Raw genomic sequence first — 26,348 nt, 5'->3', positions numbered from 1 at the left:
TCCCTGACCCATGCCCACCCCCCTGCGCCGCCGCTTGCGCCTTGCCCGTCGTGGTGCCGTCTACACGGCCGCCATCGTACTGGTGCTGGTCGCGGTGCTGCTGGGCATCGCCAGCCGGCTGCTGCCGCTGGCCGAGCAGCACCCCGAGCGGATCCAGGCCTGGCTGAGCGAACGCACCGGGCGGCCGGTGGCGTTCGACCGGGTCGAGACTGACTGGACCCGTCGCGGACCGCTGCTGAAGCTCGACAATCTGCGCATTGGCGGCGATGGCGCTGATGGCGCTGGAGCGGTGACGGTTGGCGATGCCGAGATGCTGGTGTCGATCTATGCCGGTCTGTTGCCGGGCCGGGCCCTGTCCGAGCTTCGCCTGCGCGGGCTCGACCTGACCCTGGAGCGGGGCGACGACGGTCGCTGGCAGGTGCGTGGCCTGCCTGGACAGGAAAGGGACGATGGCGATGTTCTCGGTACGCTGGAGTCGTTGGGCGAACTGCAGGTGGTCGATGGCAAGTTGGCCGTCGTCGCGCCGGCGTTCGGCATCGATACCCATATCCCGCGCATCGACCTGCGCCTGCAGGTCAGCGGCGAGCTTGTACGTGCGGCGGCACGGGCCTGGCCCCGTCTCGGAGGCGACCCGCTCGATGCCGTGGTTTCGTTCGAACGCAAGAGCGGCGATGGCCAGGCCTATGCCGGCGCCCGCCAGGCCGACCTGGCCGAGTGGCAGTCGCTGTTGGAACTGGCCGGGGTGCAGGTGCGCTCTGGTCGTGGCCGTGCCGAGGCCTGGGCCGAGCTGCACGGGAATCGCATTACTGCGGTCACGGTAAATGCAGCATTGGACGGAGTGGCCCTGGCATCGGCCGACCCGGATGCGGCGGGTAGCGACGATTCAATGGTCGAATTCAACCGGGTCGAAGCACGCGCGCGCTGGCAGGCGACCGCTGGCGACTGGCGTCTCGATGCGCCGGTGCTGCGGATCGACAGTGATGATGCCCCACAGGTCCTCGATGGTCTGACCATGGTCGGCGGCCGCCGTTATGGCCTGTTCGCCGACCGCGTCGACATCGCGCCGCTGCTGGAGGCGGCAGCGCTCAGCGACCGCCTCGCGCCCGGCTTGCGCGAATGGATGCGCGAAGCGCGCCCGCAGGGCGTCGTGCACGAAATCCGCATCAGCGGCGAACGCGATGGGCCGGTGCAGGCCAACGCCCGCATCGAGGGAATCGGATTCCAGCCCGTCCGCAGCCGTCCGGGTCTGTCCGGCGTTGCCGGGATGTTCGAAGGCGATGCCTCGGGTTTCGTCCTGCGCCTGGATCGCGATTCGCCGATGCGTTTCGACTGGCCGACCGGGTTCGGCGTCGTCCATGAGGTGGTGCTCGACGGAGATGTCAGCGGCTGGCGTGAAGGAGACGGCTGGAAGGTCGCGACCGGCGGCCTGCGCGTGGACGGAGGCAGCTTTGCCACCGACGTACGCGGCGGACTGCACTGGCCGGGCGACGGCAGTCGGCCGCGGATCGACATGGCCGCCACCCTCGACGATGTCCAGGTGCCGGTGGCCAAGGGCTTCTGGGTGCGCGACCAGATGCCGGAGTCGGCGGTGGAGTGGCTGGACAAGGCGTTGGAGGGTGGCATCGTGCGCGACGGCCGCGCGGTCATCAGCGGCGATCTCGACGACTGGCCGTTTCGCGGCAATACCGGGTTGTTCGAGGCGACCGGCCGGATCGAACAGGGCGTGGTGCGGTTCCAGCCGGACTGGCCGGCAGTGGAGGACCTGCAGGCCGAGGTGAGCTTCGTTGCCGACGGTTTCGACGTTCGTGGTAGCGGAGCGATTGCCGGAGTCGGGATCGGCCGCATCGAGGCCGGAATCGATCACTACGACGGCGGCCGCCTGCAGGTCCGGGCCGACGGTCGCGGCGACGCCAGCCAGTTGCTGGAACTGCTGCGGCAGAGTCCGCTCAACGACAGTCTCGGCGATGACCTTGCCGCGATCGAGGCCGGCGGCCCGGCGCGGGTCGGCTTCGGACTGCACCTGCCGTTGCAGGAGGGCGACGGCCTCCGCATCGACGGTACCGTAGATCTCGCCGATGCACGGCTTGCCGATCCGCGCTGGGAGCTGGCCTTCGACCAGGTCAGCGGGCGGGCGCATTACTCTCGCAACGGGTTCGAGGCCGAGGCATTGTCGGTCCGCCACGAAGGGTTGCCGGGCACGTTGAGCCTGCGCGCAGGCGATGGCCATGTGCGCAATGCCGGAAATGCGTTCGAGGCCGGCCTGCAGTCCTCGGTGCCGGCCAGCGAACTGGTCAGGCGGGTACCGGATCTGGCCTGGCTCGGGCCGTACCTGTCCGGCCGTTCGGACTGGAACGTCGGCGTGAACGTGCCCGAAGCCCGCGACGGACAGGAGACGGTGTCGTGGCTGCGTCTGGATTCCGACCTGACGGGCACCGGACTCGACCTGCCGGCACCGATGACCAAGCCGCTCGACCTGGCACTGGCGACCACGGTCGAAACGCCGCTGCCGCTCGGCAGCGGCGACATCCGGGTCACGCTGGGAGAGCGCATGGCGGTACGCGCGCGCGCGGGCGACAACGCGACAGGCGTGCGTATCGTCCTCGGCGCGACTCGCGTGGACGAGCCGCCGCCGGTGAACGGGCTGGTGGTCAACGGCCATGCCGGGCAACTGGACGCGATGGACTGGATCGCGCTCAGCCGTGTCGGTACCGGCGAAGGCACCATGCCGCTGCGCCGCATCGACGTGACCGCCAGCGACCTGCGCCTGCTCGGCGGCAGTTTCCCGGACACCCGGGTGGTGGTGGCGCCCGCGGCCGCGGGCGTGCTCGAGGTCGATACCAGCGGCGAGAGCCTGCAGGGCCGCCTGTCGATCCCGGCGGCAGCCTCGGAAACCATCGCCGGTCGTTTCGAGCGCGTGCATTGGCGCCTGCCGGAGACTGCGGTAGCCGCAGTCCAGGACCCGGCTGCCCCGGTGGTCGGGCCAGGTCTCGAGGACACGCTGGATCCGGCGGCAATCCCACCACTGGCGATCGATGTCGACGAGTTCCGGCTCAACGATGCCGCGCTCGGGCAGGCGGTGTTCCGTTCGCAGCCGACCGCGGCCGGCATGCATATCGAGCGCCTGGAGACCCGAGCCCGCCGGCAGCAGATCGACGTCAGTGGCGACTGGACCGGTACCGGCGGGGCGGCCCGCACCCGACTGGCGCTGGAGCTGCGCAGCGAAGATTTCGGCCGCCTTGTCGATGGCCTGGGTCTCGGCCTGACAGGCCGCATCGGAGACGGCAAGGGCAAGCTGAATTTCGCTGGCACCTGGCCCGGCAACCCCGCCGCGTTCTCGGCCGCCGCGCTCGACGGCCGCCTGACAGTGGCTGTCCGCGACGGTCAGCTGCTGGAGGTCGAACCCGGCGCCGGCCGCGTACTCGGCCTGCTCAGTATCGCCCAGTTGCCGCGCCGCCTGATGCTGGACTTCGGCGACTTCTTCAACAAGGGTTTCGCCTTCAACCAGGCCGGCGGCAGCGTGATGTTCGATGACGGCCAGGCCCGCAGCGATGGGCTGCTGATCGACGGCCCCTCGGCGGCGATTGCGATCCGAGGTACCACCGACCTGCGCGGCGAACAGTTCGATCAGACCATCGAGGTCCGGCCCAAGGCCGGCAACCTGCTGACCGCGGTCGGTGCGCTTGCCGGCGGCCCGATGGGCGCGGCGATCGGCGCGGCCGCCAACGTGGTGCTGGAGAAGCCATTGGGGCAGGTGGCCGCGAAAACCTACCGGGTCACCGGCCCGTGGAAGGACCCCAAGGTCGAGGTGCAGACCCGCGAACAGGGCCGTGCATCGACCGTGGTCGAGGTGCCGGCGGGTTGATCGGGGACGTTGTGGCACCCATCCTATCTTCCCGGACCCAAGCCCCGAACCGATGACCCATCACCTGCAACTCGCCGAATCCCGCCTCCTGCTGCCGGCCGGACTCGATACCGGCGGCCTTGAACGCGCCTTCGGCACCCTGCTCGGGCCGGGCGTGGATTTCGGCGACCTGTACTTCCAGCACAGCCGACGCGAGAGCTGGTCGGTCGAGGACGGCATCGTCAAGGACGGTGCGCATTCGATCGAGCAGGGCGTCGGCGTGCGTGCGATCAGCGGCGAGAAGACCGGTTTCGCCTACTCGGACGAGATCAATGGGCAAGCCTTGATCGAGGCGGCGTCCTCGGCGCGTGCGATCGCGCGCGATGGCCGCGTGATAGGCGCGCAGGCGCTGTCGCGCGGCGGCGGCCGCAGCCTCTATGCACCGGAGGATCCGATCGACGGCTACGCCAACGAGGCCAAGGTCGAGGCGCTGCGCCGGGTCGACAAACTGCTGCGCGCGGCCGATCCGCGCGTGCAGCAGGTGATGGTCGACCTGTCCGGTGTGATCGACACCGTGCTGGTCGCGCGCAGCGACGGCGTGCTCGCTGCTGACGTGCGCCCGCTGGTGCGGCTCAACGTGCAGGTCATCGTCGAGCAGGACGGCCGCCGCGAGAGTGGCTACGCCGGCGGCGGCGGACGCTACGGTTATGCCGAACTGCTCGAATCCGGCAAACCCGAGCAGTTCGCGCGTGAGGCGCTGCGGCAGGCGCTGGTGAATCTGGAAGCGATCGACGCCCCGGCGGGCATGATGCCGGTGGTGCTCGGCCCGGGCTGGCCTGGCGTGCTGCTGCACGAGGCAGTCGGCCACGGCCTGGAGGGCGACTTCAACCGCAAGGGCACCAGCACCTATGCTGGCCGCATGGGCCAGCGCGTGGCATCGCCGGGCGTGACCATCGTCGACGACGGCACGCTGGAGGGCCGCCGAGGGTCGCTCAACATCGATGACGAGGGAACGCCGACGAACTGCACCACGCTGATCGAGGACGGCGTGCTGGTCGGTTACATGCAGGACGCCCTCAATGCGCGCCTGATGGGCATGGCGCCGACCGGCAACGGCCGCCGCGAATCGTTCGCGCATTTGCCGATGCCGCGCATGACCAACACCTACATGCTCGCCGGCAAGCACGATCCGGAAGAGATGATCCGCTCGGTGAAGAAAGGCCTGTACGCGGTCAGTTTCGGTGGCGGCCAGGTCGACATCACCAGCGGCAAGTACGTGTTCTCGGCGACAGAGGCCTACTTGATCGAGGACGGCAGGATTACCGCGCCGGTCAAGGGTGCGACCCTGATCGGCAACGGCCCGGAGACGATGCAGAAGGTGAAGATGGTCGGCCACGACCTGGCGCTCGACGAGGGCGTCGGCGTCTGCGGCAAGGACGGCCAGAGCGTCCCCGTCGGCGTCGGTCAGCCTTCGTTGCTGATCGATGGACTGACGGTGGGTGGCACGCAGGCGTGACCTTCGCGGACGTGATGAAGTACACGCGCCGTTCGTGCCCGTCATTCCCGCGAATGACGGCTTCAGGACTATTCGCTGTCGGCGAGCAGGTCGTCGGCGGAAGCATTGGGCGATTCGCTTTCGCCCGTAGTCAACAGCGTCTTGAGTTCCCGGAACAACTCCCGGAACGCCCGCGGCGGCTTGTTGCGCTTGCGCTCTTCCAGCGCGTTGCGGACCAGCTGACGCAGACGCTGACGGTCGGCAGCCGGATGCTCGTCGAGCAGTTGCGCCAGCGCGGGATCGCCTTCGGCAAGGAGGCGTTCGCGCCAGGTCTCGACGCGGTGCATCGCCGCGACCTCGCGCCGCGCCGCTTCGCCATCCTTGTCCAGCGCGTCGCGAAGTGCGTCCAGCGTCTCTTCGTCCTCGCGCCGCATCTGCTTGGCCAGGAAGGCCAGCTGGCGCTTGCGGGCGATGTGCGAGGTGATGCGACGGGTCTCGCGGATATGCGGCAGCAGCGACTCGGGCACCGGCAGGCGGTCGAGCTGGGCGTCGCTCAGTTCGGCCAGCTTTGCGCCCAGCTCCAACACGTCCAGCGCCTCGCGGCGTTTCTGGCTGCGACTGGGGCCGAGGTACTCACCGGATTCTTCGTCTATGCCGCGCATCGGTCACTTTCCAATGTCATTCCGGGCAGTCGCCACCCAGCGTCATTCCGAGCGTAGCGAGGAATCTGCTGTGAGCGATGCACGGGTAAAAACAAATCCCTCGGCCTGCGGTCTCGGGATGACGGTCACTAGGATAAGCCATTGAGCCAGATCACCACCTCTACCGACGATTCACAGGCCCGTCTCGACGCGCTCTCCGAGCTCTCGCAGCGCCTGCTCGACCGATGCCGCACCAGCGGTGCAAGCCAGGCCGAGGTTTCCTGCAACGAGGAAAGCGGGCTTACCGTCGGGGTGCGGATGGGCGAGGTGGAGACAGTCGAGGCTTCGCGTGACCGGAGCGTCGCGGTCACCGTCTATTTCGGCAAGCGCAAGGGCAGCGCCAGCACCGCCGACCTGCGCGAGGAGAGCTTGCAGGCGACCGTCGAGCAGGCCTGCGCGATCGCCCGTCATACCGAAGACGACGAGGCGGCCGGGCTTGCCGATCGGGAGCTGATGGCCAGCGACATTCGCGAGTTCGATGGCTGGCACCCGTGGGCGGTCGAGCACGAGCCGCAGCGCGCGATCGACCTGGCGCTGGCGGTCGAGCAGGCCGGCCGCGATTTCGATGCGCGGATCGACAACTCCGATGGCGCCTCGCTCGGTACCGGCACCAGCCTCGGCGTGTACGCCAATTCGCATGGCTTCATCGGCCGCGAGCGCAGCAGCCAGCACAGCCTCGGCTGCGCCTTCATCGCCGGCAAAGGCGATGCGATGCAGCGCGACGGCTGGTACAGCATCGCCCTGGCTGCCGAGGATCTGGAAGATCCCGCGGCGATCGGCAAGCGCGCGGCCGAGCGCGCGGTGTCGAGGCTGGCGCCGCGCCAGCTGGCGACCGGCAGCTATCCGGTGCTGTTTTCGGCCGAGATGGCGCGTTCACTGGTCGGCCACCTGCTCGGCGCGGTGTCCGGCGGCGCGCTTTACCGTCGCGCCAGCTTCCTGCTCGACAGCGCCGGCACGCAACTGTTCCCGGACTGGTTCGCGATCCAGGAACGCCCGTTCATGCCGCGCGGTTTCCGCTCGGCCAGCTTCGATGCCGAGGGTGTGGCCACGCGCGAGTCGGCGCTGGTCGAGGGGGGAGTGCTGCAACGCTACATTCTCGGCAGCTACTCCGCGCGCCGGCTCGGCCTGCGGACCACCGGCAATGCCGGTGGCGTGCACAATCTCGAAGTGGCCGCCAACGCCGGTGGTCTCGACGACGTGCTTCGCGGCATGGGCCGGGGGCTGCTGGTGACCGAGCTGATGGGGCAGGGCGTGAACAGCATCACCGGCGATTATTCACGGGGCGCGGCCGGGTTCTGGATCGAGGACGGCGAGGCTGCGTATCCGGTCGATGGCATCACCGTCGCCGGCAACCTCCGGGACATGTTTCATGCGATCGAGGCGGTTGGCAGCGATGTCGACGCACGCTCGCATGTGCGCACCGGCTCGATCCTGGTCGGCGCCATGACCGTGGCCGGCGAAGGCTGAGGGGGAGACCGGAGGTCACGGTGTCTTCCGATGGTTGACGCCGATGCCCGATGGACGGAGAGTGAGGGTTCACGCACGCAGGGAGAACGACAGATGAGCGGTATGCAAGATCCGAATGATCCGTCCCAGACACCGCCGCCATACAACGAGCCGCCGGCCGCCGGCCAGGCCTCGGACGCAGGCATTCCTGCCGATCAACGCCAATGGGCATTGTTCACGCACTTGTCGGCCCTGATCGGCTTCATCATCCCCTTCGGCAACATTCTCGGGCCGCTGGTCATGTGGCTGGTGAAGAGGGAAACCATGCCCTTTGCCGATGAGCAGGGCAAGGAAGCGCTGAATTTCAACATCACGGTAGGAATCATCGGTCTGGCACTGGTGGTGCTGACGTTCATCACCTTCGGCCTCGGTGTGATTCTGACCGCCCCGATCGGCGTCGCGGTTTTTGTTGCCTGGCTGGTGCTGACGATCATTGCCGCCATCAAGGCCAATGACGGGCTGGCTTACCGCTATCCGTTCACGATGAGGCTGGTGAAGTAACCTCACGCAGCTTTCGATCCCGACGCCACCGGTGCCGCCGGTGGCGTTTTTCGTTTGCGGTTTCAGCGATCGCGTTCGATCGCCAACCGGCCCAGCGCGGCCAGCATCGCGGCCTGTTCGCCGAAACCGGCCAGCGCGTCATCCATCGTCATGGCGAGGTCGGACAGCAGTTCGCGCGAGGCGCCCATGCCGAGCAGGGCGGGGAAGGTCGCCTTGGCCTGGGCCTGGTCCTTGCCGGCGGTCTTGCCGAGCGTGGCGCTGTCGCTTTCGATGTCGAGGATGTCGTCGCGGACCTGGAAGGCCAGGCCGAGGGCATTGCTGAAGAGGTCCAGCCGGGCCAGTGCATCGTCCGGAGCGCCGGCGCACAGCGCGCCCATGCGTACCGCAGCACGGATCAGGGCGCCGGTCTTGAGTGCGTGCAGACGTCGCAGTGCAGAAACGGAGACCCGGGGGAAAGGGTCAGAGTGAATTCTTGCTTTGCAAGATTCACTCTGACCCCTTTTTTTCTGTCCGGTGGCTTCCAGGTCCAACGCCTGGCCACCGCACATGCCGGCGGCGCCCGAGGCGCCGGCCAGGGTGCGGATCAGGGCGAGCCGGATGGCATCGGGCACCGGCGTATCGGACAACAGCTCGAAGGCGAGGGTCTGCAGCGCGTCGCCGGCCAGTACCGCGGTGGCCTCGTCGAAGGCGACATGCACGGTCGGCTGGCCACGGCGCAGGGCATCGTCGTCCATGCATGGCAGGTCGTCGTGGACCAGCGAGTAGGCGTGGATCAGTTCAACCGCGACTGCGGGCGTGTCCAGAGCTTGCGGGGCGGCATCGAACATCGTGCCGCTGGCGTAGACCAGCAGCGGTCGCATCCGCTTGCCGCCGAGCAGTGTGGCGTGACGCATCGCGGCATGCAGGCGATGGGGGGGGGTATCAGGATCGGGCAGGGCACGGTCCAGCGCGGCATCGACACGTGCCCGCCAGCCGGCAAGATCGTGGTCAGGCATCGCCGTTGCGGGCGCCGTCGGTATCGAAGGACTGGGCAGTGGCCGGATCCTGCGGGTCGGTGAGCAGGCGTACACGCAGTTCGGCCTGTTCCAGCGCGGCCTGGCACCTGCGATACAGACCGACGCCGCGTTCGTAGGCGGCAAGCGAGTCCTCGAGGCTCATCTCGCCCTGCTCCATCTTCTCGACCAGCGACTCCAGTGCGTCGAGCGACTGTTCGAAGTCGGCGACGGGCGAGGCTTCTTTGGCGGGTTTCTTGGCCATGCGCGGAGTTTACTGGAACGGAGGTGCGGGCGGGGGTTGAGAGGCTGTCATCCAGAGCGTAGCGAGGGATCTGCTTTGTTGGTTCGCAGGGGACGCAGCCGGGCATGGCTTTGCAGGACACGCCGCGAATCCGTCCCTGGAGGCTCATCCGAAACATCCATGTTTCGGAAGGTCCTGCAAAGCCATGCCCGGCTGCGTCTGGACAGTCGCCTGGTAAAGCAGATCGTACGGTCCCCGGCCCTCACGCATTGTGTTCGGGCGTTCGATCGGGCGCGAGCAATGGCTCGCAAGCGCCCGCGCTCACCCCTCGCTACGCTTGGGATGACACCTGCTACTCCGATACTCGCCACACTAGCCGTGCGGTATGCCCGCGCAGCCAATCATCGAAAGCCGCTGAATAGGTCAGATCCCCGGCCGCCATCAGATTGCCTTCCGCATCGCTGAGCAGTGGCAACCCCTCGCGTACCCACGGCGGCACTTCCAGCTCCTGCAACACCTGCTTGAGTGCATGGCTGTGGTCGCGGCCGGGCAAGGTGATGCGTTCGCCGCCCTGGCGGGCATGGACACGGACCGGAGTCGGCAAGGCATCCGCGCCTTCGAGTCGAAGTGTGCCGCCGTCGGGCAACTGCAACGGGTCGCGCCCATTCCACTCGACGCTCCAGTCCACCGGCAATGGCAGGCGTTCCCGGCCAGCGTGCAGCAGTCCACGCCAGCGGCGGATGCGGGCGCCGGCCCAGGCGAAGGTGGCTTCGGCATCGGGGCGGGCGTCGAGCAGGTCGGTTTCGATCCGGACGATGCCGCTGGCCGGCAGCGGTGGCAGCGACCGGGCCGCGATCCAGCGTCGCAGTACACGGGCGCGGCGTGCCGCCGGCAGGGCCAGCAGCGCATCGACCGACAGGCAATGCGGATCGGCGGTGGCGACCGTGGCCAGGGCGCGGGTGTCGTCCGTTTCCAGCAGGCCCACCGCATCCGCGCACAGCGCAGCGCTTGCGGCCAGCGCGGCATCGGCCCGCTGCCAGCGTTCTCGAAGCAATGGCATGACCCGTTGACGGATGAAGTTGCGGTCGAAAGCGGTGTCGTCGTTGCCTGGATCTTCGATCCACGCCAGTCCGTGGGCCCGGGCGTAGGCGAGCAGGTCCGTGCGCGGCGTGTCGAGCAGCGGGCGCCACAGCCAGCCCGCTCCGAACCGCCGCCATGGCCGCATCGCCGCCAGCCCGTCCGGGCCGGAAGCGCGGAGCGCACGCAGGAGGAAGGTTTCGGCCTGGTCGTCGCGGTGGTGGGCGGTGACCAGCACCTCGTCGTCTGCCAGCGCGGCAGCGAAGGCGGCATGGCGGGCCTGCCGTGCCGCACCCTCAAGCCCGAGCCCGCTGTCGCGCTGCACTTCGATTCGGACGACAGTCAGCGGGATTCCCAGTGCGTCGCATGACCGCTGGCAATGCCGCGCCCAATCGCTGGCGTCGGCGTGCAGGCCGTGGTGGACGTGGATGGCGCGCAAACCATCGGCGCGGCGTGCCGGGTCGTCGGCCAGGAGGCGCAGCAGCGCCGTCGAGTCCAGACCGCCGCTGTAGGCCACCAGCAGGGGCGCAGGTTGCGGTGCGTCGGGAGGAAGGTCGGACAGCATGGGGCAAGTCTAATGCGCGTCCCTGTCGTCCGCCCGGATGCGGTCGGGCAGGCAGTGCCGGCCTGCGATGTACCATCCGGCGAGGATTCCGTTGCGAAGGGAGGACGGCGATGGCGAAATGGCGGCAGCGGGTGGTCGTTGTGCTGGTGACGTTGGCGGTGCTGCTGCCGGTCACGGCGATCTGCGTGTACTTCATCAACCCGTTCGGGGCGAAGTCCTACGACCCGCGCCAACGCATCGTCGGTCACGCGCCCTATCGCATCCCTTCCAGGTCGATGTTGCCGACACTGGAGCCTGATTCGATCGTGATCGTGCGGGCCGGAGCTTACCGGAATCGCGGTCCCGAGCGCGGCGACATCGTCGTCTTCTCGAACTCCGGGGACGGCAGCCACTGGCTGCAGCGTGTGATCGGCTTGCCCGGCGAAACCGTGTCGATCGAGGACGGTGTGGTCATGGTCGATGGACGCGAACTGACTGAGGACTATGTCGACTCCGGCAACGCGATCATGGCCTACTCCCGCCAGATGGAGCCTCTGGAAATACCGCGGAAGAGTTACCTGCTGATGGGTGACAATCGCGACAACAGTCAGGACGGCCGCTTCATGGGCGCGATATCGGACGATGCGTTCATCGGGAAGATGGTGGCGATCCTGGAGGTGGAGTGAACCGGCGTGCCGCTCCCGCGCCGCGGCGTTGCGGTCAGACGTTCTCGTACGCGCCGTAGTCGCGCAGGCGCTTGTAGCGGCGCTCGACCAGCTCGTCCAGCGGCAATTCCGCCAGTGTGTCGATCTCGTTCATCAGCACCGCCTTGAGGCGGGTCGCCATCTGCCTGGGGTTGCGGTGGGCACCGCCGATCGGCTCGCGCACGACCTTGTCGACCAGGCCCAGGCCATGCAGGCGCTTGGCGGTCAGGCCGAGCTGTTCGGCGGCGTCCTTGGCCTTGGCCGCGTCCTTCCACAGGATCGAGGCGCAGCCTTCCGGCGAGATCACCGAATAGGTGCTGTACTCGAGCATCAAGGTGCGGTCGCCGACGCCGATCGCCAGCGCGCCGCCGGAGCCGCCCTCGCCGATCACGGTGCAGACGATCGGGGTGCGCAGTTCGCTCATCTCCAGCAGGTTGCGGGCGATCGCCTCGGACTGGCCGCGCTCCTCGGCGCCGATGCCGGGGTAGGCGCCGGGGGTGTCGATGAAGGTCACCAGCGGCAGGTTGAAGCGCTCGGCCAGTTTCATCAGCCGAAGCGCCTTGCGGTAGCCTTCCGGGCGAGGCATGCCGAAGTTGCGCCTGACCTTGCTCTTGGTGTCGCGGCCCTTCTCATGGCCGATGATGACCACGCTGCGGCCGCCGATCCGGCCGAGGCCGCCGACGATGGCCGAGTCGTCCTTGAACGCACGGTCGCCGGCCAGCTCCTGGAACTCGTCGCAGATCACCCGGATGTAGTCCAGCGTGTACGGCCGTGCCGGGTGGCGGGCCAGCTGTGAAACCTGCCACGGGCTGAGGTCGCGGAAGATCTGCGCGGTCCGCTGGCGCAGCTTCTCCTGCAGCGCATGGACTTCGGCATCCACATCCACTGCCGGCCCGTGGCTGGCGTGGCGCAGCTCCTGGATTTTTTCTTCCAGGTCGGCGATGGGTTGCTCGAAGTCCAGGTAATTGGGATTCATGCGTCAACAGGCTCAGGGCGGGATGGCCGCCGGGAAGGCGCACAGTCTAGCCGACCGCACGCGACCGTACCGAGCCGTCCGGTCGGGTATGGCAGGAGAGCCTGCCCCGGCGGACCTGTGTCGCCGGTATAGTCGGCGGCCACAAGCGTGCAGACAGGATGGTCCATGGGTATGACTCTGAAGGAACTGGCAACGGCCGCGCTCGTTGTCGGGCTTGCCGCCTGCAGTCACAAGCAGGCCGAGCAGTACGCCGGGACATCGGCTGCGGCCCAGGCGCCGCAAGGGGCGATGCTGGCCTACGAGCACGACGTCCGCGTCGCGCTCGGCGCCGATGCCATCGCAGACCGCATCCAGGCCCTGCAGGATGCCTGCATAGAAGGAACCCATGGCCAGTGCACGGTCCTGGACGTGAGCCGGCAGGGAGGCGACTACCCGAACGGGCGGCTGATCGTGCGGGTGGTGCCGGAGGGCGTCGAACCGTTGATCGGGATGGCGGGCGAGGGCGGCGAGGTCGGTACCCGCCGCACCCACGCCGAGGATCTGGCCGTGGTGGTGCGCGACAACCGGCAGCTGGTCGAGCGGCTGGAGGGCGAACGCAGCCAGTTGCAGGCCTTCCAGCAGCGACGCGACCTGTCGGTGGCCGACATGATCGCGCTGTCGCGGCAGATCGCCGAGGTCGAGGCGCAGTTGCAGGCGGCCGCGCAGCAGGCGGCCCAGCACGACCTGCGGATCAATACCCAGAAGCTGAGCATCCACCTCGAACCGCCACGCGGCCAGACCGGCCGCAGCGAGATCGCCGAGGCGGTCAGGGACTTCGGCACAACGCTCTCGCTCGGGACGGCATGGACCATCCGTGCGTCGGCTTTCCTGATCCCGGTGGCCCTGCTGGCGCTGGCGCTGGCCGCTGGTTTCCGGGCGTGGCGCCGGCGCCGGCGTGCGCGACGTGGCCGTGATGCGGGGCCCGGCTGACAAGGCGATGTGCCCACGATTGCCGGGCGGGTTGTCGGCGTACCCGGGTGTGGGCGGGCTGCTGACGGGTGTCAGCCCCAGGGCCGCGCCAGTGCCAGCTTGACCGCCTTGACGCCGGGCAGGGCGCGCAGGGTGCCGGTCAGTTCGGCGTCGACGCGGACCGCGTGTTCGCCATTGAGGTCGAGCATGCCGGCGGCACCGGGACGCAGCAGGTCGAGCCGGATCGGTGTCTTGCCGGGGCGATGGCTGGCAAGCAGCTCGTCGACGCGTTGCCAGATGCCCGGCACGCGCAGGTCCAGCCGCAGTGACAGTCGCCGGGCGTGGTTGGCGCAGACGCTGTCGTAGTCCCAGCAGCGCTGGGCCTTGAGCGCGAAACCGCCGCTGAAGCTGTCCTCGCGCAGGCCGCCCTGGACGATCAGCAGGCGGTCGCGGGTGAACAGGTGCGCGTACTCGGCGTAGGCCTCGGCGAAGAAGGCGCATTCGAGCCGGCCGCGGCCGTCCTCGATCTGCACGAACATCTGGCTGTCGCCCTTCTTGCGCATCGCCACCACCTGGCCGGCGACGACGGTTTCGATTTCCGGCCGCCAGCCACTGCGCGCTGATTCGGGGCGCGATTCCCAGATCTTCTCGAGGTCGCCGAGGTCATGGCCGAGCAGGCTGCGCAGCTCGTCGCGGCACGGATCGAACGGATGCCCGCTGAGGTAGTGGCCGAGGGTCTCGCGCTCGCCATTGAGCAGCCGCGCCAGCGACCATTCTTCGACCTCGGGCAGGTCGATGTGCAGTTCCGCCGCCTGCGATTCGCCACCGCCGAACAGCGATACCTGCCCGGCCGCGCGCTCGCGGGCGAGCTGTTCGGTGGCCTTGAGCACTTCCGGCAACTGCAGCATCAGGCTGGCGCGATTCTTCCCCAACGCATCGAGCGCTCCGGCCTGGGTCAACGCTTCGAGGGCGCGACGGTTGAGCTTGCCGCCGTCGACGCGCTTGCAGAAGTCGAGCAGGTCGTTGAACGGGCCGGCGCGGCGCGCCTCGACGATCGCCTCGCAGACGCCGCGGCCGACGCCCTTCACCGCGCCCAGGCCGTAGCGGATCGTATTGGGCGCCACGGCCTGGAACATGTACTCCGAATGCGCGACGTCCGGCGGCAGCACCTCCAGCTCCATCACCCTGCATTCGTCGAGGAAGCCGGTGACCTTGTCGGTGTTGTCCATGTCCGAGGACAGCACCGCGGCCATGAACTCGGCCGGGTAGTGCACCTTCAGCCACGCGGTCTGGTACGCGACCAGCGCGTAGGCGGCCGAGTGCGACTTGTTGAAGCCGTACTCGGCGAACTTCTCCATCAGGTCGAAGATCGGCGTCGCCACCTTGGCGTCGATCCCGCGCTCGGCGCAGCCGGCCTCGAACTTGGCGCGTTCCTTCGCCATCTCCTCGGCTTTCTTCTTGCCCATCGCGCGACGCAGCAGGTCGGCGCCGCCCAGCGAGTAGCCGGCCAGGACCTGGGCGATCTGCATCACCTGTTCCTGGTAGACGATGACGCCGTAGGTCGGCGCCAGCACCGGTTCCAGCAGCGGGTGCGGGTAGCTGACCTCGGTGCGGCCGTGCTTGCGGTCGACCCATTCCTTGTCCATCCCCGAGCCGAGCGGACCGGGGCGGAACAATGCCGCGAGCGCGATGATGTCCTCGAAGGTGTCGGGCATCGCGCGCTTGAGCAGCTCGCGCATGCCGCGCGATTCGAACTGGAACACCGCGACCGTGTCGCCGCGCGCGAACAGCTCGTAGCTGGCCTTGTCGTCCAGCGGCAGTGCGGTGATGTCGAGCGGGGCCTGGCCTTCCTTTGCCAGCCGCGCGTTGATCGCCTTCACCGCCCAATCGATGATCGTCAGCGTGCGCAGGCCGAGGAAGTCGAACTTGACCAGGCCGACCGCCTCGACGTCGTCCTTGTCGAATTGGGTGACCGGGTTCCTGCCGCGGCCCTCGCCGTCGTGTTCGGCGTACAGCGGGCAGAAGTCGGACAGCGGCGAAGGCGCGATCACCACGCCGCCGGCGTGCTTGCCGGCGTTGCGGGTCAGGTCCTCGAGGCTGCGCGCCAGATCGATCAGGTCGCGCACTTCCTCGTCGCTGTTGTAGCGCTCGATCAGGTCGGGCGATGCCAGCCCTTCGGCCGCGCGCGACTTCTCGGTCTCGCCCATCGCGTCGGAAAGCGAGATGCCCAGCGTGTTCGGGATCAGCTTGGCGATGCCGTCGACCAGGCCGTACGGGTGGCCGAGCACGCGGCCCGAATCGCGCACCACCGCCTTCGCCGCCATGGTGCCGTAGGTGATGATCTGGCTGACCCGGTCGCGGCCGTACTTGCGCGCGACGTATTCGATCACCTCGTCGCGGCGGTCCATGCAGAAGTCGATGTCGAAGTCGGGCATCGACACGCGTTCGGGGTTGAGGAAGCGCTCGAACAGCAGGTCGTACGGCAGCGGGTCGAGGTCGGTGATGCCCAGCGCCCACGCCACCAGCGAACCGGCGCCCGAACCGCGCCCCGGGCCGACCGGGATGTCGTGCTGTTTGCCCCAGTTGATGAAGTCCGCGACGATCAGGAAGTAGCCGGGGAACCCCATCGAGATGATGACGTCCAGTTCGGTCTCGAGCCGGTCTTCGTAGTCCTGGCGGGTCCTGCCTTCTGCGAGCGGGGCTTTCTCCAGCCGTTTTTTCAGGCCCTCGCGAGCTTCGTTGCGCAGCCACGATTCGATGGTGTGATCGGCTGGAACCGGAAACGCCGGCAGCGCGTATTCGCCGAGCTTCATCTCGACATTGCAGCGCATCGCCAGCGCGAGCGCGTTGTCGATCGCGTCCGGGACGTCGGCGAACAGCGCCGCCATTTCTTCCGTCGACTTCAGGTACTGCTCGGGCGTGTAGTCCTTGGGCCGCTTGGGGTCGTCGAGCACGCGGCCCGAGGCGATGCACACGCGCGCCTCGTGCGCCTCGAAGCCGTCGCGGTCGAGGAAGCGCACGTCGTTGCTGGCGACCACCGGCAATCCGCGCTTGGCCGAGGCGTGCAGCGCGAAGTTGTTGAACGCTTCTTCGCCGTCGCGTCCGGCGCGGGTCAGTTCGATATGCAGGCGGTCGTCGAACACGCCCTGCCAGTCGGCCAGCCAGGCCTCGGCATGCTCGTGCTTGTTGGCGACGGTCAGGCGCCCGGCCAGGCTGTGGCGGCCGGCCAGCACGAACAGGCCTGCGTTGTCCTCGCGCAGCCATTCCGGGCGCATCGCGACGCTGTCGGTGCGGTGGCCTTCCATCCACACTCGGGTCAACAGTCGGGACAGCGTGAGGTAGCCTTCGCGGTCGCGGCATAGCAGGGTCAGGCGCGAGGTCGGCTCGTTGCCGTCGGCCAGGCCGATGTCGGCGCCGATGATCGGCTTGATGCCGGCGCCCTCGGCCTTGCGATAGAACTTGACCGCGGCGAACACGTTGTCGATATCGGTGATCGCGACCGCCGGCTGGCCGTGCTCGACGCAGCGCTTGACCAGCTCGCCGATCCGGACGGTGGAGTCGGCCAGCGAGTATTCGCTATGCAGATGGAGGTGGATGAAGCGGGGTGCGGACATGCCTGGAACCTGTTGCAGGTTCGCAGGGTATCAGCCCCCCGGGCGGCGGCAAGACTTGACGACCGGAAATCGCCGCCGTTGCCGCGGAGGCCGTGTCCGTCGTTCCATGGTTTCGTCGTTCCGGCGAGACCGGCCGCCGATCAAAACACCCGCAGGGGGCCTTCCTTCTTGTTCTTGACGTAATGGCCGCTGCGGGCACGCGCATTCAGTCGCAGCTGTTCGATTTCGGCCAGACGATCGCGGAACCAGGCTTCGCGCTGGGCGGCTGCATCTCCGGTGGGGTGTTCCTGCTCGCGGTAGTCACGGAAGTCGCGGTACTGCTCGACTTCGTTCTCCACCATCGGCCAGGCCAGTTCCAGCATCAACGCATCGTCGAGCATTCCCAGACTGGGAGTGCCGTCCGGAATCAGGTCGTCTTCACGGTCGAAATAGGCGACCAGCCGGTTGACGCGGGCCCGGGTACCCTCATCGGTGTCCCAACCGGGGTCGGCGAGCATGGTACGGATCAACTCGATGCGTTCGAGGCGGGTGGCCAGCAATGGCCGGGCCTGCTCCTCGGGCAGTTCGACCAGCCATTCGGCCACGGCCTGCAGGCGCGGGATGTCGACGCGCGGCGCATCAGGGTTGATCTCGTGCAACAACGCGTCGAACTGCGCCACTGCGGCCGGTTGCCAGGACATCACGGCATCGCGGGCGGCGGGCGGCGGGGCATCCTTGCCGAACGGCATGGGGGGTTCCAGTGGATTGAGCTGGGTCCTGCGCATGGCGCACCTCCATTGCCGGCGAAGGTGGCGTTGGGGCGGGCGGGCCGGCATCGCGCCGCGTCCCTTGGACCGGGTCGCAAGAGCTGCGGCCCGATCGGTGCATCCTTGCTGCCCAAGTCTAGCGCTCGCTGGAGAAGGGCAGAGTGACGGCGGGCGTGGACTGTTCAGCGGGTCATGAACGGGGGAGGAACAGCCGGGTAGGGCCTTTGCGTCCGGTCGGTGTCACGCCAACCCGAGCGCGTTGCGTACCGGCGCGAAACTGCGTCGATGCGCGGGGCAGGGGCCGTGGCGGGCCAGTGCGCGCAGGTGGGCCGGAGTCGGGTAGCCCTTGTGGGCATCGAAGCCGTACTGCGGCCAGTCAGCGTGCAGGGCGACCATGATCTGGTCGCGAGCGACCTTGGCCAGGATCGAGGCGGCCATGATCGCCGGCTCGGTCGCATCGCCGCCGACGATGGCCTCGGCCGGGCAGGGTAGCCCGGGCGGGACCTTGTTGCCGTCGATCAGGGCCCGCCGGGCGGCGGGACTGAGTGCTTCCACGGCACGCCGCATGCCGGCCAGGGTGGCCTGGAAGATGTTCATCGAGTCGATCTCGTCCGCTTCGATGAAACAGACATGCCAGGCCAGTGCGTGTTCGCGGATCAGCGGGTAAAGCCGTTCGCGGCGCTTCTCCGTCAGCTTCTTGGAATCATTGAGTCCTTCGATCGGGCGCGCCGGGTCGAGGATCACCGCGGCCACGGCCACCGGGCCTGCCAGCGGTCCGCGTCCGGCCTCGTCGACCCCCGCGATCAGAATGTCCTCCATCACGGCTCCCGACCGTCGATCAGCCCGGCCACCGCGTCCGCGGCCATCACCGAGGCGTCGCGCCGCAGCTGCAGGTGGATGTCGCGGAAACGCGGTTGCAGCCGCGCCGTCGCCGTCGGGTCCTGCAGCCAGGCCAGGGTGGCGGCAGCGAGCGCCTCGGCGGTGCAGTCTTCCTGGATCAGTTCGGGCACGATCCGCTCGCCGGCAAGGACGTTGGGCAGCGAGTAAAGGTCGACCTTGAGCAGGCCCAGCATCCTGACGATGCGCGCGGTCAGCGGTGCGACCTTGTAGCCGACCACCATCGGGCGCTTGGTCAGCATCGCCTCCAGCGCGGCGGTGCCGGAGGCGAGCAGGATGGCATCGCTGGCGACCATCGCGGTGCGTGCGCGGCCGTCGAGCAGGTGGACGTCCATCCCGGTGTCCGCGAGCAGTGGTTCGAGGGCGCTTCGGCAGGCGGCGTTGGCGGCGGGTACCACGACCTGCAGTCCGGGAAGCGTGCGGGCAACCTGCGCGGCGGCCTCGATGAAAACCGAGCCCAGGCGCGCGATCTCGCCCAGCCGCGAACCGGGCAGCACCGCCAGTACAGGGCGCTGTGGATCAAGTCCGAGATCGGCGCGCGCGGCGCTGCGGTCGGGCTCCAGCGGCAATTCGTCCGCGAGCGGATGGCCAACGAAACGCGCGTCGACCCCGTGGCGGGCATAGATCGCCGGCTCCATCGGGAACAGGCATAGCACCCGCTCGGCACTGTGGCCGATCTTCTCCGCACGCTTCTCGCGCCAGGCCCAGACCGACGGGCTGACGTAGTGCACGGTGCGGATGCCTCGTCGGCGCAACCATTTCTCCACGCCGAGGTTGAAGTCGGGCGCGTCGATGCCGATGAAGACGTCCGGGCGCCAGTCGAGCAGGCGTCGCCGCAGATCGCGGCGCAACCGTAGCAACCGCGGCAGGTGGCGCAGCACCTCGGCCAGTCCCATCACCGCCAGTTCGTTGGCGTCGTGCCAGGCATCGAGCCCGCTCTCACGCATGCGGTCGCCGCCGATGCCTGCGAATTCCGCATCCGGAAAGCGCACGCGAAGCGCATCGATCAGCCCCGCACCGAGCAGGTCGCCGGAAGCCTCGCCGGCGACCAGGGCGATTTTCAGGGGCTGGAGCCTGGGGGTTGAAGGCTGGGACAAGAGCAGATTCGTCGATGCTTGAGGTGGGTCGATCATAGCGATCGGTACCCGTTCACATGGAGTGATGGAGGGCAGGATGGCGGGATGGATCCCCGGCCCCGGTTTCCAGCCCCTGCTTTATCGCAGCAACGGCCGTTCGCCGCTGTCGATGAAATCCAGCAACGCGCGCACGTCCTCGCTTTCGCCGGCCAGCTCGGCCAGCTTTCCCCGTGCCTCGTCCAGTGAACTGCCGGCGATGTACAGGGCACGGTAGGCGCGCTTGATCGCGCTGATCCGCGTGCTGTCGAAACCGCGGCGCTTGAGTCCTTCACTGTTGATACCGCGCGGGCGGCCATAGCCGTCCTGGGCCACCATCACGAACGGTGGCACGTCGCCGTTGACGAATGCGCCCATGCCGATGAATGCATGCGCGCCGATCCGGCAGAACTGATGGATGCCGGCAAAGCCGCTCAGGATCACGTGATCGCCGACGGTGACGTGGCCGGCCAGGGTGGCATTGTTGGAGAACACGCAATGGTTGCCGACCACGCAGTCATGGGCGACGTGGGTGTAGGCCAGCATCCAGTTGTCGTTGCCGATGCGGGTCACGCCGCCGCCACTGCCGGTGCCGCGGTTGATGGTGACGAACTCGCGGAACAGGTTGCGATCGCCAATCACCAGTTCCACATGCTCGCCGGCATACTTCTTGTCCTGCGGCTCGCCGCCGATCGCGCAGTGGCCGATGAAGCGGTTGTCGCGCCCGATCGTGGTTGGCCCCGCCACCGAGCAGTGCGGCCCGAATTCGCAGCCGTCGCCGATGATGACGTCTTCGCCGATATGGCAGAACGCACCGATGCGCACGTTCTCGCCGAGGCGCGCGCCCGGTTCGATGACGGCGGAAGGGTGGATGCCCGCGGCCATGATCAGGGATCGACCCCCGCGCAGAGGATGTCGGCACAGGCAGCCTGTTCGCCATCGACGCGGGCGACGCCGCTGTACAGCGCCATGTTGCGGATCAGCCGCTTCAGGGTCACTTCCAGTTCAAGCCGGTCGCCCGGCACCACCATGCGCGAGAACCTCGCGTTGTCGACCTTGACCAGATAGAACAGGCGTCCGTCCGGGCCGTCCTCGTTGGAGAACTGGGTCAGCAGGCCGCCGGCCTGGGCCATCGCCTCGACCACCAGCACGCCCGGCATCACCGGATGACCGGGGAAGTGGCCATTGAAGAACGGTTCGTTGATGGTGACGTTCTTGTACGCCAGCACGCGCTTGTTCGGTTCCAGCTCGACCACGCGGTCGACCAGCAGGAACGGGTACCGATGCGGCAGCCGGGTCTGGATGGCGGTGACGTCGATCGGCAATTTCAGGGTCGAACTCATCATGTTTCCTTGCAACTGCATCCCTGCCCGGCGTTGCGGAGCGGGATGGCGGAACGGGCTGGGCTTACTTGTCGGCGCGCGGAATGCGGCGGGCAAGTTCGTCCAGGTGCCTGAAGCGGGCGGCATTGCGGCGCCATGTGCGATTGTCCATCAATGGCAGGCCGGATGAATACTCGCCCGGTTCACGAATCGAACTGGTGACCATGCTCATGGCGGTGATCACGACCCGGTCGCAGATCTCGAGGTGACCGGCGATCCCGGCCATGCCGGCGATCATGCAGTAACGTCCGATGCGCGCGCTGCCGGCGACCGCCACACCACCGGCCATCGCCGTATGGGCGCCGATGAAGGCGTTGTGGCCGATCTGGATATGGTTGTCGAGGCGCACGTCCTCTTCCAACACCGTATCCTCGATCGCGCCGCGGTCGATGCAGGTGTTGGCACCGATGTCGCAGTCGTCGCCGATCACCACGCCGCCCACCTGGGGGACGTTGATCCAGTGGCCGTTGTCCATCGCGATCCCGAAACCTGCGGCACCGAGCACGGCGCCCGGGTGGATGCGCACGCGCTGGCCGAGCCTGACCCGGGTGACGAGGGTGACCCGGGCGACCAGTTCGCTGCCGGCACCGATCACGCAATCCTCGCCGATCACGCAGCCCGGGCCGACGACTGCGCCGGCCTCGATGCGGCTGCGTGCGCCGACAGCGACGAAGGCGCCGACATGGGCGTCGGCAGCCACTTCGGCGCTCGGGTCGATGGATGCGGAGGGATGGATGCCGGGCGCTCGCTCGGGGATTGGCGCGAACAGCGCTGAAATCCGGGCGAACGCGACGTACGGGTCGCGGGCGAGAAGCACCGTGCCTTCGTAGCCCTCGGCATCGGCCTCCTTCATGACCACTGCCCCGGCGCGGGTGCTGGCGAGCTGGTTGCGATACTTCGGATTGGCGAGGAAGGCGAGTTGGTCAGGCCCGGCTTCGGCCAGGGTGCCTACGCCGTGCAGGGCCACGTTGCCGTCGCCCCGCACAGTCAGCCCGAAACGCTCGGCCAGTGATGCGGCAGTGTGCGTCGTCATGTTCGCCAATAATGGTTCCAGGCGCTGAATCAGAACGCGCCGCCGAAGGTGAACTGCAGGCGTTCGAGTTCGTCGCCCTCTTCCTTCTTGAGCGGGTAGGCATAGCTGATCGAGATCGGGCCCATCGGCGAACGCCACATCAGCGCCACGCCGGTCGAGGCGCGGAACTCGCCGACGTCGAACGCGTCGAGGTCCTTGTACACGTTGCCGAAGTCCAGGAACGCCGAGATGCGCGCGGCCGGGCTGTCGAACAGGGTCGGGAAGATCGCCTCGACCGAGCCGACCGTCTTCACCGAGCCGCCGAGCGGCTGCCGGAAGGTGCTGTTCCCGGACGGCGCCTCGCGCGGGCCCAGGGTGTTGTCGCGGAAACCGCGCACCGAGCGCACGCCGCCGGCGTAGAAGTTCTCGAAGAACGGCAGGCCGTCGGCGGTGACGGTTTCCACGTAGTCGCCGGAGTCGGGCAGGCACGGATCGCTGGGGGGATTCGGCACGAAGGTGTCGCCCCGACCATCGTTGTTGGTGTCCTGGATCGAGCCGGAGAAACAGATGTTGCGCGACACCGCATCGCCGTAGCTGTCGCCGTAGCCGAGTTCGGCGCGGGTGTTGAGCACCAGGTGGCGCGACAGCGGCCAGTACTTGGAGATGTTGTAGTTGATCTTGTAGTACTCGACCGTCGAGCCTGGCAGAGTCGCCTCCAACCACAGTCGCTGCGAGGCACCCGCGGTCGGAGTCAGGCCGTGGTTGAGCGTGTTGCGCGACCAGCCTATCTCGCCGCGCCAGGCATGGAAGGTGCGCTGGCCGATCGCATTGATATAGTCGACGATCGAGTCCGGGGCGGAGCCTGGGAACGCGTTGATCTGGTTGCGGTCGATGCCGAACAGGCCGGTGATCGAGCCTGTCTCGGTGATCGGGATGCCCCACATGGTCTGGAAACCGGCGTTGGTGCTGTTGTACTGGGCGGTGTTGAAGTTGCCGTAGTCGTACTCGCGCCACCACACGTTGTAGCCCAGCGACACGCCGTTGTCGGTGAAGTACGGGTTGACGTAGGAGAAGTCGTAGCGCTGCAGGAAGTCGCTGCGCTGGGCCTGCACCGCGACCCGGTTGCCGGTGCCGAGGAAGTTGTTCTGCGACAACTGGGCCTGGATGGTCGCACCCGACACCTGCGAGTAGCCGAGGCCGAACATGAAGCTGCCGGAGGTGGTCTCCTTGAGGTTGTAGATCACGTCGACCTCGTCGCTGCTGCCGGGCACCGGCTCGCTGTCGACGTTGACCTCCTCGAAGAAGCCCAGTCCCTGCAGCCTGATCTTGGAACGGTCGATCGCCGCCTGCGAATACCACGAGCCTTCGAACTGGCGCATCTCGCGGCGCAGAACCTCGTCAGCGGTGCGGGTGTTGCCCCGGAACACGACGTTGCGGACGTTGACGCGCGGTCCTGGAACGACCTGCAGGGTGACGCCGACGGTGCGGTTCTCGCGATCGATGTCGGGAATCGTATTGACCTGGGCGAAGGCGTAGCCGACGTTGCTGAGGGTGGCGGTGATCGCGTCCGAGCTGATCTCCAGCAGGCGGCGCGAGAAGGTCTGGTCTGGCTTGACCAGCACCATTCGTTCGATGCGCTCCTTGGGCAGCACGGTGTCGCCGGTGATCTCGATGCTGGACACCGTGTATTTCTCGCCCTCGGTGAGGCCGGCGGTGATGTAGATGTCCTGGCGGTCGGGGCTGATCGCGACCTGCGGCGAGTCGATGCTCATGTCGACATAGCCGCGGTCCAGGTACCAGGAGTTGAGCTTTTCCAGGTCGCCGGCGAACTTCTCGCGCGAGTACTGGTCGTCGCGGCGGTACCAGCTCAGCCAGTTGCTTTCGCGCGATTCCCAGGCCGAGAGGATGTCCTTCTTCTCGAAGTTGTCGGCACCAATCAGGTTGACGTGGCGAATCTTGGCCGCCTTGCCTTCCTTGATGGCGATGGTCAGGTCGACTCGGTTGCGGTCGAGGGTGGCGACAGTCGGGCTGATCTCCACGTTGTACTTGCCGCGGTTGTTGTACTGGCGGGCCAGCTCCTGGGTGACGCGGTCCAGCGCCAGACGATCGAAGGTACCGCCTTCGGTCAGGCCGATATCGCCCAGGCCGCGGAGCAGGTCCTCGCTCTTGATGTCCTTGTTGCCGGTGAGGGTCAGCTTGTTGATCGCCGGGCGCTCGCGCACGGTGATGACGAGGATGTCGCCTTGGCGGGACAGGCTGATGTCCTCGAAGAAGCCGGTGCGGTACAGCGCGCGGACCGCCTCGCCGGCACGGGCCTGGTCGATCGTGTCGCCGCGCTCGATCGGCAGGTAAGTGAACACGGTGCCTGCAGCAATGCGCTGCAGGCCATCGACGCGGATGTCGCTGGCGACGAAGCCCTGGCCCGGGACGGACGTTGTGGCCGTGGGATCGAAGGACTCCGGCAGGGCCGGGGCGGCCACCTGTGCCAGTGCGGGAAGGACCGCCGCAGGGTACAGGGCGGTAGCCAGGGCAAGGGCAAGCAGGTGGCGAGTCGGGGTTCGCGTCATCATCACGTCCGGTTGGAAATTCGGTTACATGGCGTCAGGCACATGCATGCCTGATGCTATGCACGACGCCCGCAGCGCGGGCGTCGTTCGGTCAGGGGTGCCAGCATCCGCTCAACGGGCATCAGCGCACCAGGTTGTTCACAATGTCGTTGTAGAACGCCAGGCCCATCAGGCCGACGATCAGTGCGAGGCCGACGTATTGCCCGGCGGCCATGACGCGCTCGCTCACCGGGCTGCCCTTGACCAGCTCGATAAGGTAATACAGCAGGTGACCGCCGTCCAAGATCGGGATTGGCAGCAGGTTCAGGATACCGAGGCTCAACGAGAGCAGGGCCAGGATCGACAGGTACCAGGCCAGACCCTGGCCGGCGAAGGCGTTGGTGGCGCGGGCGATGGTGACAGGCCCTGCCACGGTGTTCTCGATTGCGATCCGGCCGGTAAAGGCGCGGCCGACCATGGCGAACAACTGGCGGGCCTGGTGTCCGGTTTCGGCGAAGGCGGCCGGGACCGCTCGCAGCGGGCCGTGACGGAGCACGGCGTCCTTCGGGATCTCGCGGCCTGAAGGCGAGTTCACTCCCAGCGCCCAGTACTCGTTGCCGTCCGGGCTGGTCGTCAGTCTCGGCTTGATCTCCAGCGCCAGCCGTTCGCCGTCGCGCTCGACCTCGATCATCGCGCTTTCGTTGCGTGCGCCAAGACTTTGCACCTCGCGGCCGATGTCGTTCCAGCCACGGATCGGGCTGCCATCGATGGCGGTGATGCGGTCGCCCTCGGCGAGCACCCCCCAGGCGGCGCTGTCGGGTTCCACCCGGCCGATCACCGCCGGCATCAGGGCGTGGCGCGGGGTCAGGCCGATCTCGCCGGTCGGGTTGCGCTGGTTGAAGTTCTCCGGCAGCCGGCCCAACGGCAGGATGCGGGTGCGGGCATGGCCTTCGGCATTCTCGACCTGCAGTGCCATGTCGTCGCGGTCCAGGGCCGCCGGCAGCAGCGCCATCTGCACCTCGCTCCAGGTCGGGGTGGCGCGGTCGCCGACGGCGAGGATGGTGTCGCCCGGTTGCAGGCCGGCTTCGGCGGCAATGCGATCGACCTGGCCGACGACCGGCGCATAGTCCGGGCGGCCGACCACGAACATGGCCCAGAACAAAGCCACGCACAGGCCGAGGTTGGCAGCCGGTCCGGCGGCCACGATCGCGATGCGCTGCCACACCGGCTTGCGGTTGAAGGCCTGGTCGAGCTCGGCGCTATCGACGTCGGCTTCCCGCTCGTCGAGCATGCGGACGTAGCCGCCCAGCGGAATCGCCGCGATCGCATACTCGGTGCCATCACGCCCGCGCCGCATCCACAGCGGCTTGCCGAAGCCGACCGAGAAGCGCAGGACCTTGACCCCGCACCAGCGGGCGACCCGGTAGTGGCCGTATTCGTGGATGGTGACCAGCACGCCGAGGCTGACGATCAGCCACCAGACTGAACCCAGCAGCTCAGCCATGGCGGC

General features: G+C 67.8%; 20 protein-coding genes. 6 read left to right on the top strand and 14 right to left on the bottom strand.

Going from position 1 to position 26,348, the window contains the following annotated elements; translation table 11 throughout:
• Positions 1–10 precede the first annotated feature (10 nt).
• Both FKV23_RS11610 and tldD read left to right on the top strand, forming a co-directional pair.
• Complete coding sequence (locus tag FKV23_RS11610) at positions 11–3,862, top strand: YhdP family protein (RefSeq protein ID WP_141623986.1); 3,852 nt, start codon at positions 11–13, stop codon at positions 3,860–3,862.
• Positions 3,863–3,914: 52 nt separating this feature from the next.
• Complete coding sequence (gene tldD, locus FKV23_RS11605; RefSeq protein WP_141623985.1) at positions 3,915–5,357, top strand: metalloprotease TldD; 1,443 nt, start codon at positions 3,915–3,917, stop codon at positions 5,355–5,357.
• A 68-nt stretch (positions 5,358–5,425) separates the two neighbouring features.
• Here tldD and yjgA read toward each other — a convergent pair whose 3' ends face one another.
• Positions 5,426–5,998: a ribosome biogenesis factor YjgA gene (yjgA, locus tag FKV23_RS11600; protein WP_141623984.1), complete on the bottom strand. Its 573-nt coding sequence runs from the start codon at positions 5,996–5,998 to the stop codon at positions 5,426–5,428.
• 141 nt (positions 5,999–6,139) lie between these two features.
• On the opposite strand from yjgA, the gene pmbA reads away from it, so the two are divergent.
• Both pmbA and FKV23_RS11590 read left to right on the top strand, forming a co-directional pair.
• Complete coding sequence (gene pmbA / locus FKV23_RS11595) at positions 6,140–7,504, top strand: metalloprotease PmbA (protein ID WP_141623983.1); 1,365 nt, start codon at positions 6,140–6,142, stop codon at positions 7,502–7,504.
• Between the two features lie 93 nt (positions 7,505–7,597).
• Positions 7,598–8,044 carry a DUF4870 domain-containing protein gene (locus FKV23_RS11590; protein WP_341867557.1) on the top strand — a complete coding sequence of 149 codons (447 nt, stop codon included), beginning with the start codon at positions 7,598–7,600 and terminating at the stop codon, positions 8,042–8,044.
• Positions 8,045–8,106: 62 nt separating this feature from the next.
• On the opposite strand, the gene FKV23_RS11585 is transcribed toward FKV23_RS11590, so the two are convergent.
• The 3 genes from FKV23_RS11585 to tilS form a co-directional block, all read right to left on the bottom strand.
• Positions 8,107–9,039, bottom strand: coding sequence for a polyprenyl synthetase family protein (locus FKV23_RS11585; protein WP_141623982.1), 933 nt, complete (start codon positions 9,037–9,039; stop codon positions 8,107–8,109).
• On the bottom strand, positions 9,032–9,301 hold the full coding sequence (locus FKV23_RS11580; RefSeq protein WP_141623981.1) for an exodeoxyribonuclease VII small subunit: 270 nt from the start codon (positions 9,299–9,301) through the stop codon (positions 9,032–9,034). The genes FKV23_RS11585 and FKV23_RS11580 overlap by 8 nt, the downstream gene beginning before the upstream one ends.
• Before the next feature lie 331 nt (positions 9,302–9,632).
• Entirely contained in the window at positions 9,633–10,922 is a 1,290-nt protein-coding gene (gene tilS, locus FKV23_RS11575) for a tRNA lysidine(34) synthetase TilS (RefSeq protein WP_141623980.1), read from the bottom strand.
• Between the two features lie 110 nt (positions 10,923–11,032).
• On the opposite strand from tilS, the gene lepB reads away from it, so the two are divergent.
• Complete coding sequence (lepB, locus tag FKV23_RS11570; RefSeq protein WP_141623979.1) at positions 11,033–11,587, top strand: signal peptidase I; 555 nt, start codon at positions 11,033–11,035, stop codon at positions 11,585–11,587.
• A gap of 34 nt (positions 11,588–11,621) precedes the next feature.
• On the opposite strand, the gene FKV23_RS11565 is transcribed toward lepB, so the two are convergent.
• Positions 11,622–12,581, bottom strand: a complete 960-nt coding sequence (locus FKV23_RS11565; RefSeq protein WP_141623978.1) for an acetyl-CoA carboxylase carboxyltransferase subunit alpha — start codon at positions 12,579–12,581, stop codon at positions 11,622–11,624.
• A gap of 165 nt (positions 12,582–12,746) precedes the next feature.
• Between FKV23_RS11565 and FKV23_RS11560 the strand changes: the two genes are divergently transcribed.
• Positions 12,747–13,550 (top strand): DUF4349 domain-containing protein, encoded by an 804-nt coding sequence (locus tag FKV23_RS11560; RefSeq protein ID WP_141623977.1) that lies wholly within the window; start codon positions 12,747–12,749, stop codon positions 13,548–13,550.
• Between the two features lie 71 nt (positions 13,551–13,621).
• On the opposite strand, the gene dnaE is transcribed toward FKV23_RS11560, so the two are convergent.
• The 9 genes from dnaE to rseP all read right to left on the bottom strand — a co-directional run bounded on the left by dnaE (position 13,622) and on the right by rseP (position 26,342).
• Positions 13,622–17,143, bottom strand: coding sequence for a DNA polymerase III subunit alpha (gene dnaE, locus FKV23_RS11555; RefSeq protein ID WP_141623976.1), 3,522 nt, complete (start codon positions 17,141–17,143; stop codon positions 13,622–13,624).
• Positions 17,144–17,283: 140 nt separating this feature from the next.
• Positions 17,284–17,907 carry a YkvA family protein gene (locus FKV23_RS11550; RefSeq protein WP_141623975.1) on the bottom strand — a complete coding sequence of 208 codons (624 nt, stop codon included), beginning with the start codon at positions 17,905–17,907 and terminating at the stop codon, positions 17,284–17,286.
• A gap of 222 nt (positions 17,908–18,129) precedes the next feature.
• Positions 18,130–18,708 carry a ribonuclease HII gene (gene rnhB / locus FKV23_RS11545; RefSeq protein ID WP_141623974.1) on the bottom strand — a complete coding sequence of 193 codons (579 nt, stop codon included), beginning with the start codon at positions 18,706–18,708 and terminating at the stop codon, positions 18,130–18,132.
• Positions 18,708–19,919 (bottom strand): lipid-A-disaccharide synthase, encoded by a 1,212-nt coding sequence (gene lpxB, locus FKV23_RS11540; protein ID WP_141623973.1) that lies wholly within the window; start codon positions 19,917–19,919, stop codon positions 18,708–18,710. Before lpxB ends, rnhB begins: the two co-directional genes overlap by 1 nt.
• Before the next feature lie 81 nt (positions 19,920–20,000).
• Complete coding sequence (lpxA, locus tag FKV23_RS11535) at positions 20,001–20,783, bottom strand: acyl-ACP--UDP-N-acetylglucosamine O-acyltransferase (RefSeq protein WP_141623972.1); 783 nt, start codon at positions 20,781–20,783, stop codon at positions 20,001–20,003.
• 2 nt (positions 20,784–20,785) lie between these two features.
• Positions 20,786–21,241, bottom strand: a complete 456-nt coding sequence (gene fabZ, locus FKV23_RS11530) for a 3-hydroxyacyl-ACP dehydratase FabZ (protein ID WP_141625176.1) — start codon at positions 21,239–21,241, stop codon at positions 20,786–20,788.
• 64 nt (positions 21,242–21,305) lie between these two features.
• On the bottom strand, positions 21,306–22,313 hold the full coding sequence (lpxD, locus tag FKV23_RS11525) for a UDP-3-O-(3-hydroxymyristoyl)glucosamine N-acyltransferase (protein WP_141623971.1): 1,008 nt from the start codon (positions 22,311–22,313) through the stop codon (positions 21,306–21,308).
• Positions 22,314–22,342: 29 nt separating this feature from the next.
• Positions 22,343–24,859: an outer membrane protein assembly factor BamA gene (gene bamA, locus FKV23_RS11520; RefSeq protein ID WP_141625175.1), complete on the bottom strand. Its 2,517-nt coding sequence runs from the start codon at positions 24,857–24,859 to the stop codon at positions 22,343–22,345.
• Positions 24,860–24,980: 121 nt separating this feature from the next.
• Positions 24,981–26,342, bottom strand: a complete 1,362-nt coding sequence (rseP, locus tag FKV23_RS11515) for an RIP metalloprotease RseP (protein ID WP_141623970.1) — start codon at positions 26,340–26,342, stop codon at positions 24,981–24,983.
• Between the last annotated feature and the right edge of the window lie 6 nt (positions 26,343–26,348).

Source organism: Lysobacter alkalisoli (assembly GCF_006547045.1).
Lineage (GTDB): Bacteria > Pseudomonadota > Gammaproteobacteria > Xanthomonadales > Xanthomonadaceae > Marilutibacter > Marilutibacter alkalisoli.
The sequence above is the reverse complement of the archived record's forward strand: the minus strand, read 5'-3'. Positions and strand labels throughout refer to the sequence as shown.

What these genes read in the sequence shown, in the direction of transcription:
- FKV23_RS11610 (WP_141623986.1), top strand. Translation starts at nt 11, where the DNA reads ATGCCCACCCCCCTGCGCCGCCGCTTGCGCCTTGCCCGTCGTGGTGCC.
- tldD (WP_141623985.1), top strand. Translation starts at nt 3,915, where the DNA reads ATGACCCATCACCTGCAACTCGCCGAATCCCGCCTCCTGCTGCCGGCC.
- yjgA (WP_141623984.1), bottom strand. Translation starts at nt 5,998, where the DNA reads ATGCGCGGCATAGACGAAGAATCCGGTGAGTACCTCGGCCCCAGTCGC.
- FKV23_RS11590 (WP_341867557.1), top strand. Translation starts at nt 7,598, where the DNA reads ATGAGCGGTATGCAAGATCCGAATGATCCGTCCCAGACACCGCCGCCA.
- FKV23_RS11585 (WP_141623982.1), bottom strand. Translation starts at nt 9,039, where the DNA reads ATGCCTGACCACGATCTTGCCGGCTGGCGGGCACGTGTCGATGCCGCG.
- FKV23_RS11580 (WP_141623981.1), bottom strand. Translation starts at nt 9,301, where the DNA reads ATGGCCAAGAAACCCGCCAAAGAAGCCTCGCCCGTCGCCGACTTCGAA.
- tilS (WP_141623980.1), bottom strand. Translation starts at nt 10,922, where the DNA reads ATGCTGTCCGACCTTCCTCCCGACGCACCGCAACCTGCGCCCCTGCTG.
- lepB (WP_141623979.1), top strand. Translation starts at nt 11,033, where the DNA reads ATGGCGAAATGGCGGCAGCGGGTGGTCGTTGTGCTGGTGACGTTGGCG.
- FKV23_RS11565 (WP_141623978.1), bottom strand. Translation starts at nt 12,581, where the DNA reads ATGAATCCCAATTACCTGGACTTCGAGCAACCCATCGCCGACCTGGAA.
- FKV23_RS11560 (WP_141623977.1), top strand. Translation starts at nt 12,747, where the DNA reads ATGGGTATGACTCTGAAGGAACTGGCAACGGCCGCGCTCGTTGTCGGG.
- dnaE (WP_141623976.1), bottom strand. Translation starts at nt 17,143, where the DNA reads ATGTCCGCACCCCGCTTCATCCACCTCCATCTGCATAGCGAATACTCG.
- FKV23_RS11550 (WP_141623975.1), bottom strand. Translation starts at nt 17,907, where the DNA reads ATGCGCAGGACCCAGCTCAATCCACTGGAACCCCCCATGCCGTTCGGC.
- rnhB (WP_141623974.1), bottom strand. Translation starts at nt 18,708, where the DNA reads ATGGAGGACATTCTGATCGCGGGGGTCGACGAGGCCGGACGCGGACCG.
- lpxB (WP_141623973.1), bottom strand. Translation starts at nt 19,919, where the DNA reads ATGATCGACCCACCTCAAGCATCGACGAATCTGCTCTTGTCCCAGCCT.
- lpxA (WP_141623972.1), bottom strand. Translation starts at nt 20,783, where the DNA reads ATGGCCGCGGGCATCCACCCTTCCGCCGTCATCGAACCGGGCGCGCGC.
- fabZ (WP_141625176.1), bottom strand. Translation starts at nt 21,241, where the DNA reads ATGAGTTCGACCCTGAAATTGCCGATCGACGTCACCGCCATCCAGACC.
- lpxD (WP_141623971.1), bottom strand. Translation starts at nt 22,313, where the DNA reads ATGACGACGCACACTGCCGCATCACTGGCCGAGCGTTTCGGGCTGACT.
- bamA (WP_141625175.1), bottom strand. Translation starts at nt 24,859, where the DNA reads ATGACGCGAACCCCGACTCGCCACCTGCTTGCCCTTGCCCTGGCTACC.
- rseP (WP_141623970.1), bottom strand. Translation starts at nt 26,342, where the DNA reads ATGGCTGAGCTGCTGGGTTCAGTCTGGTGGCTGATCGTCAGCCTCGGC.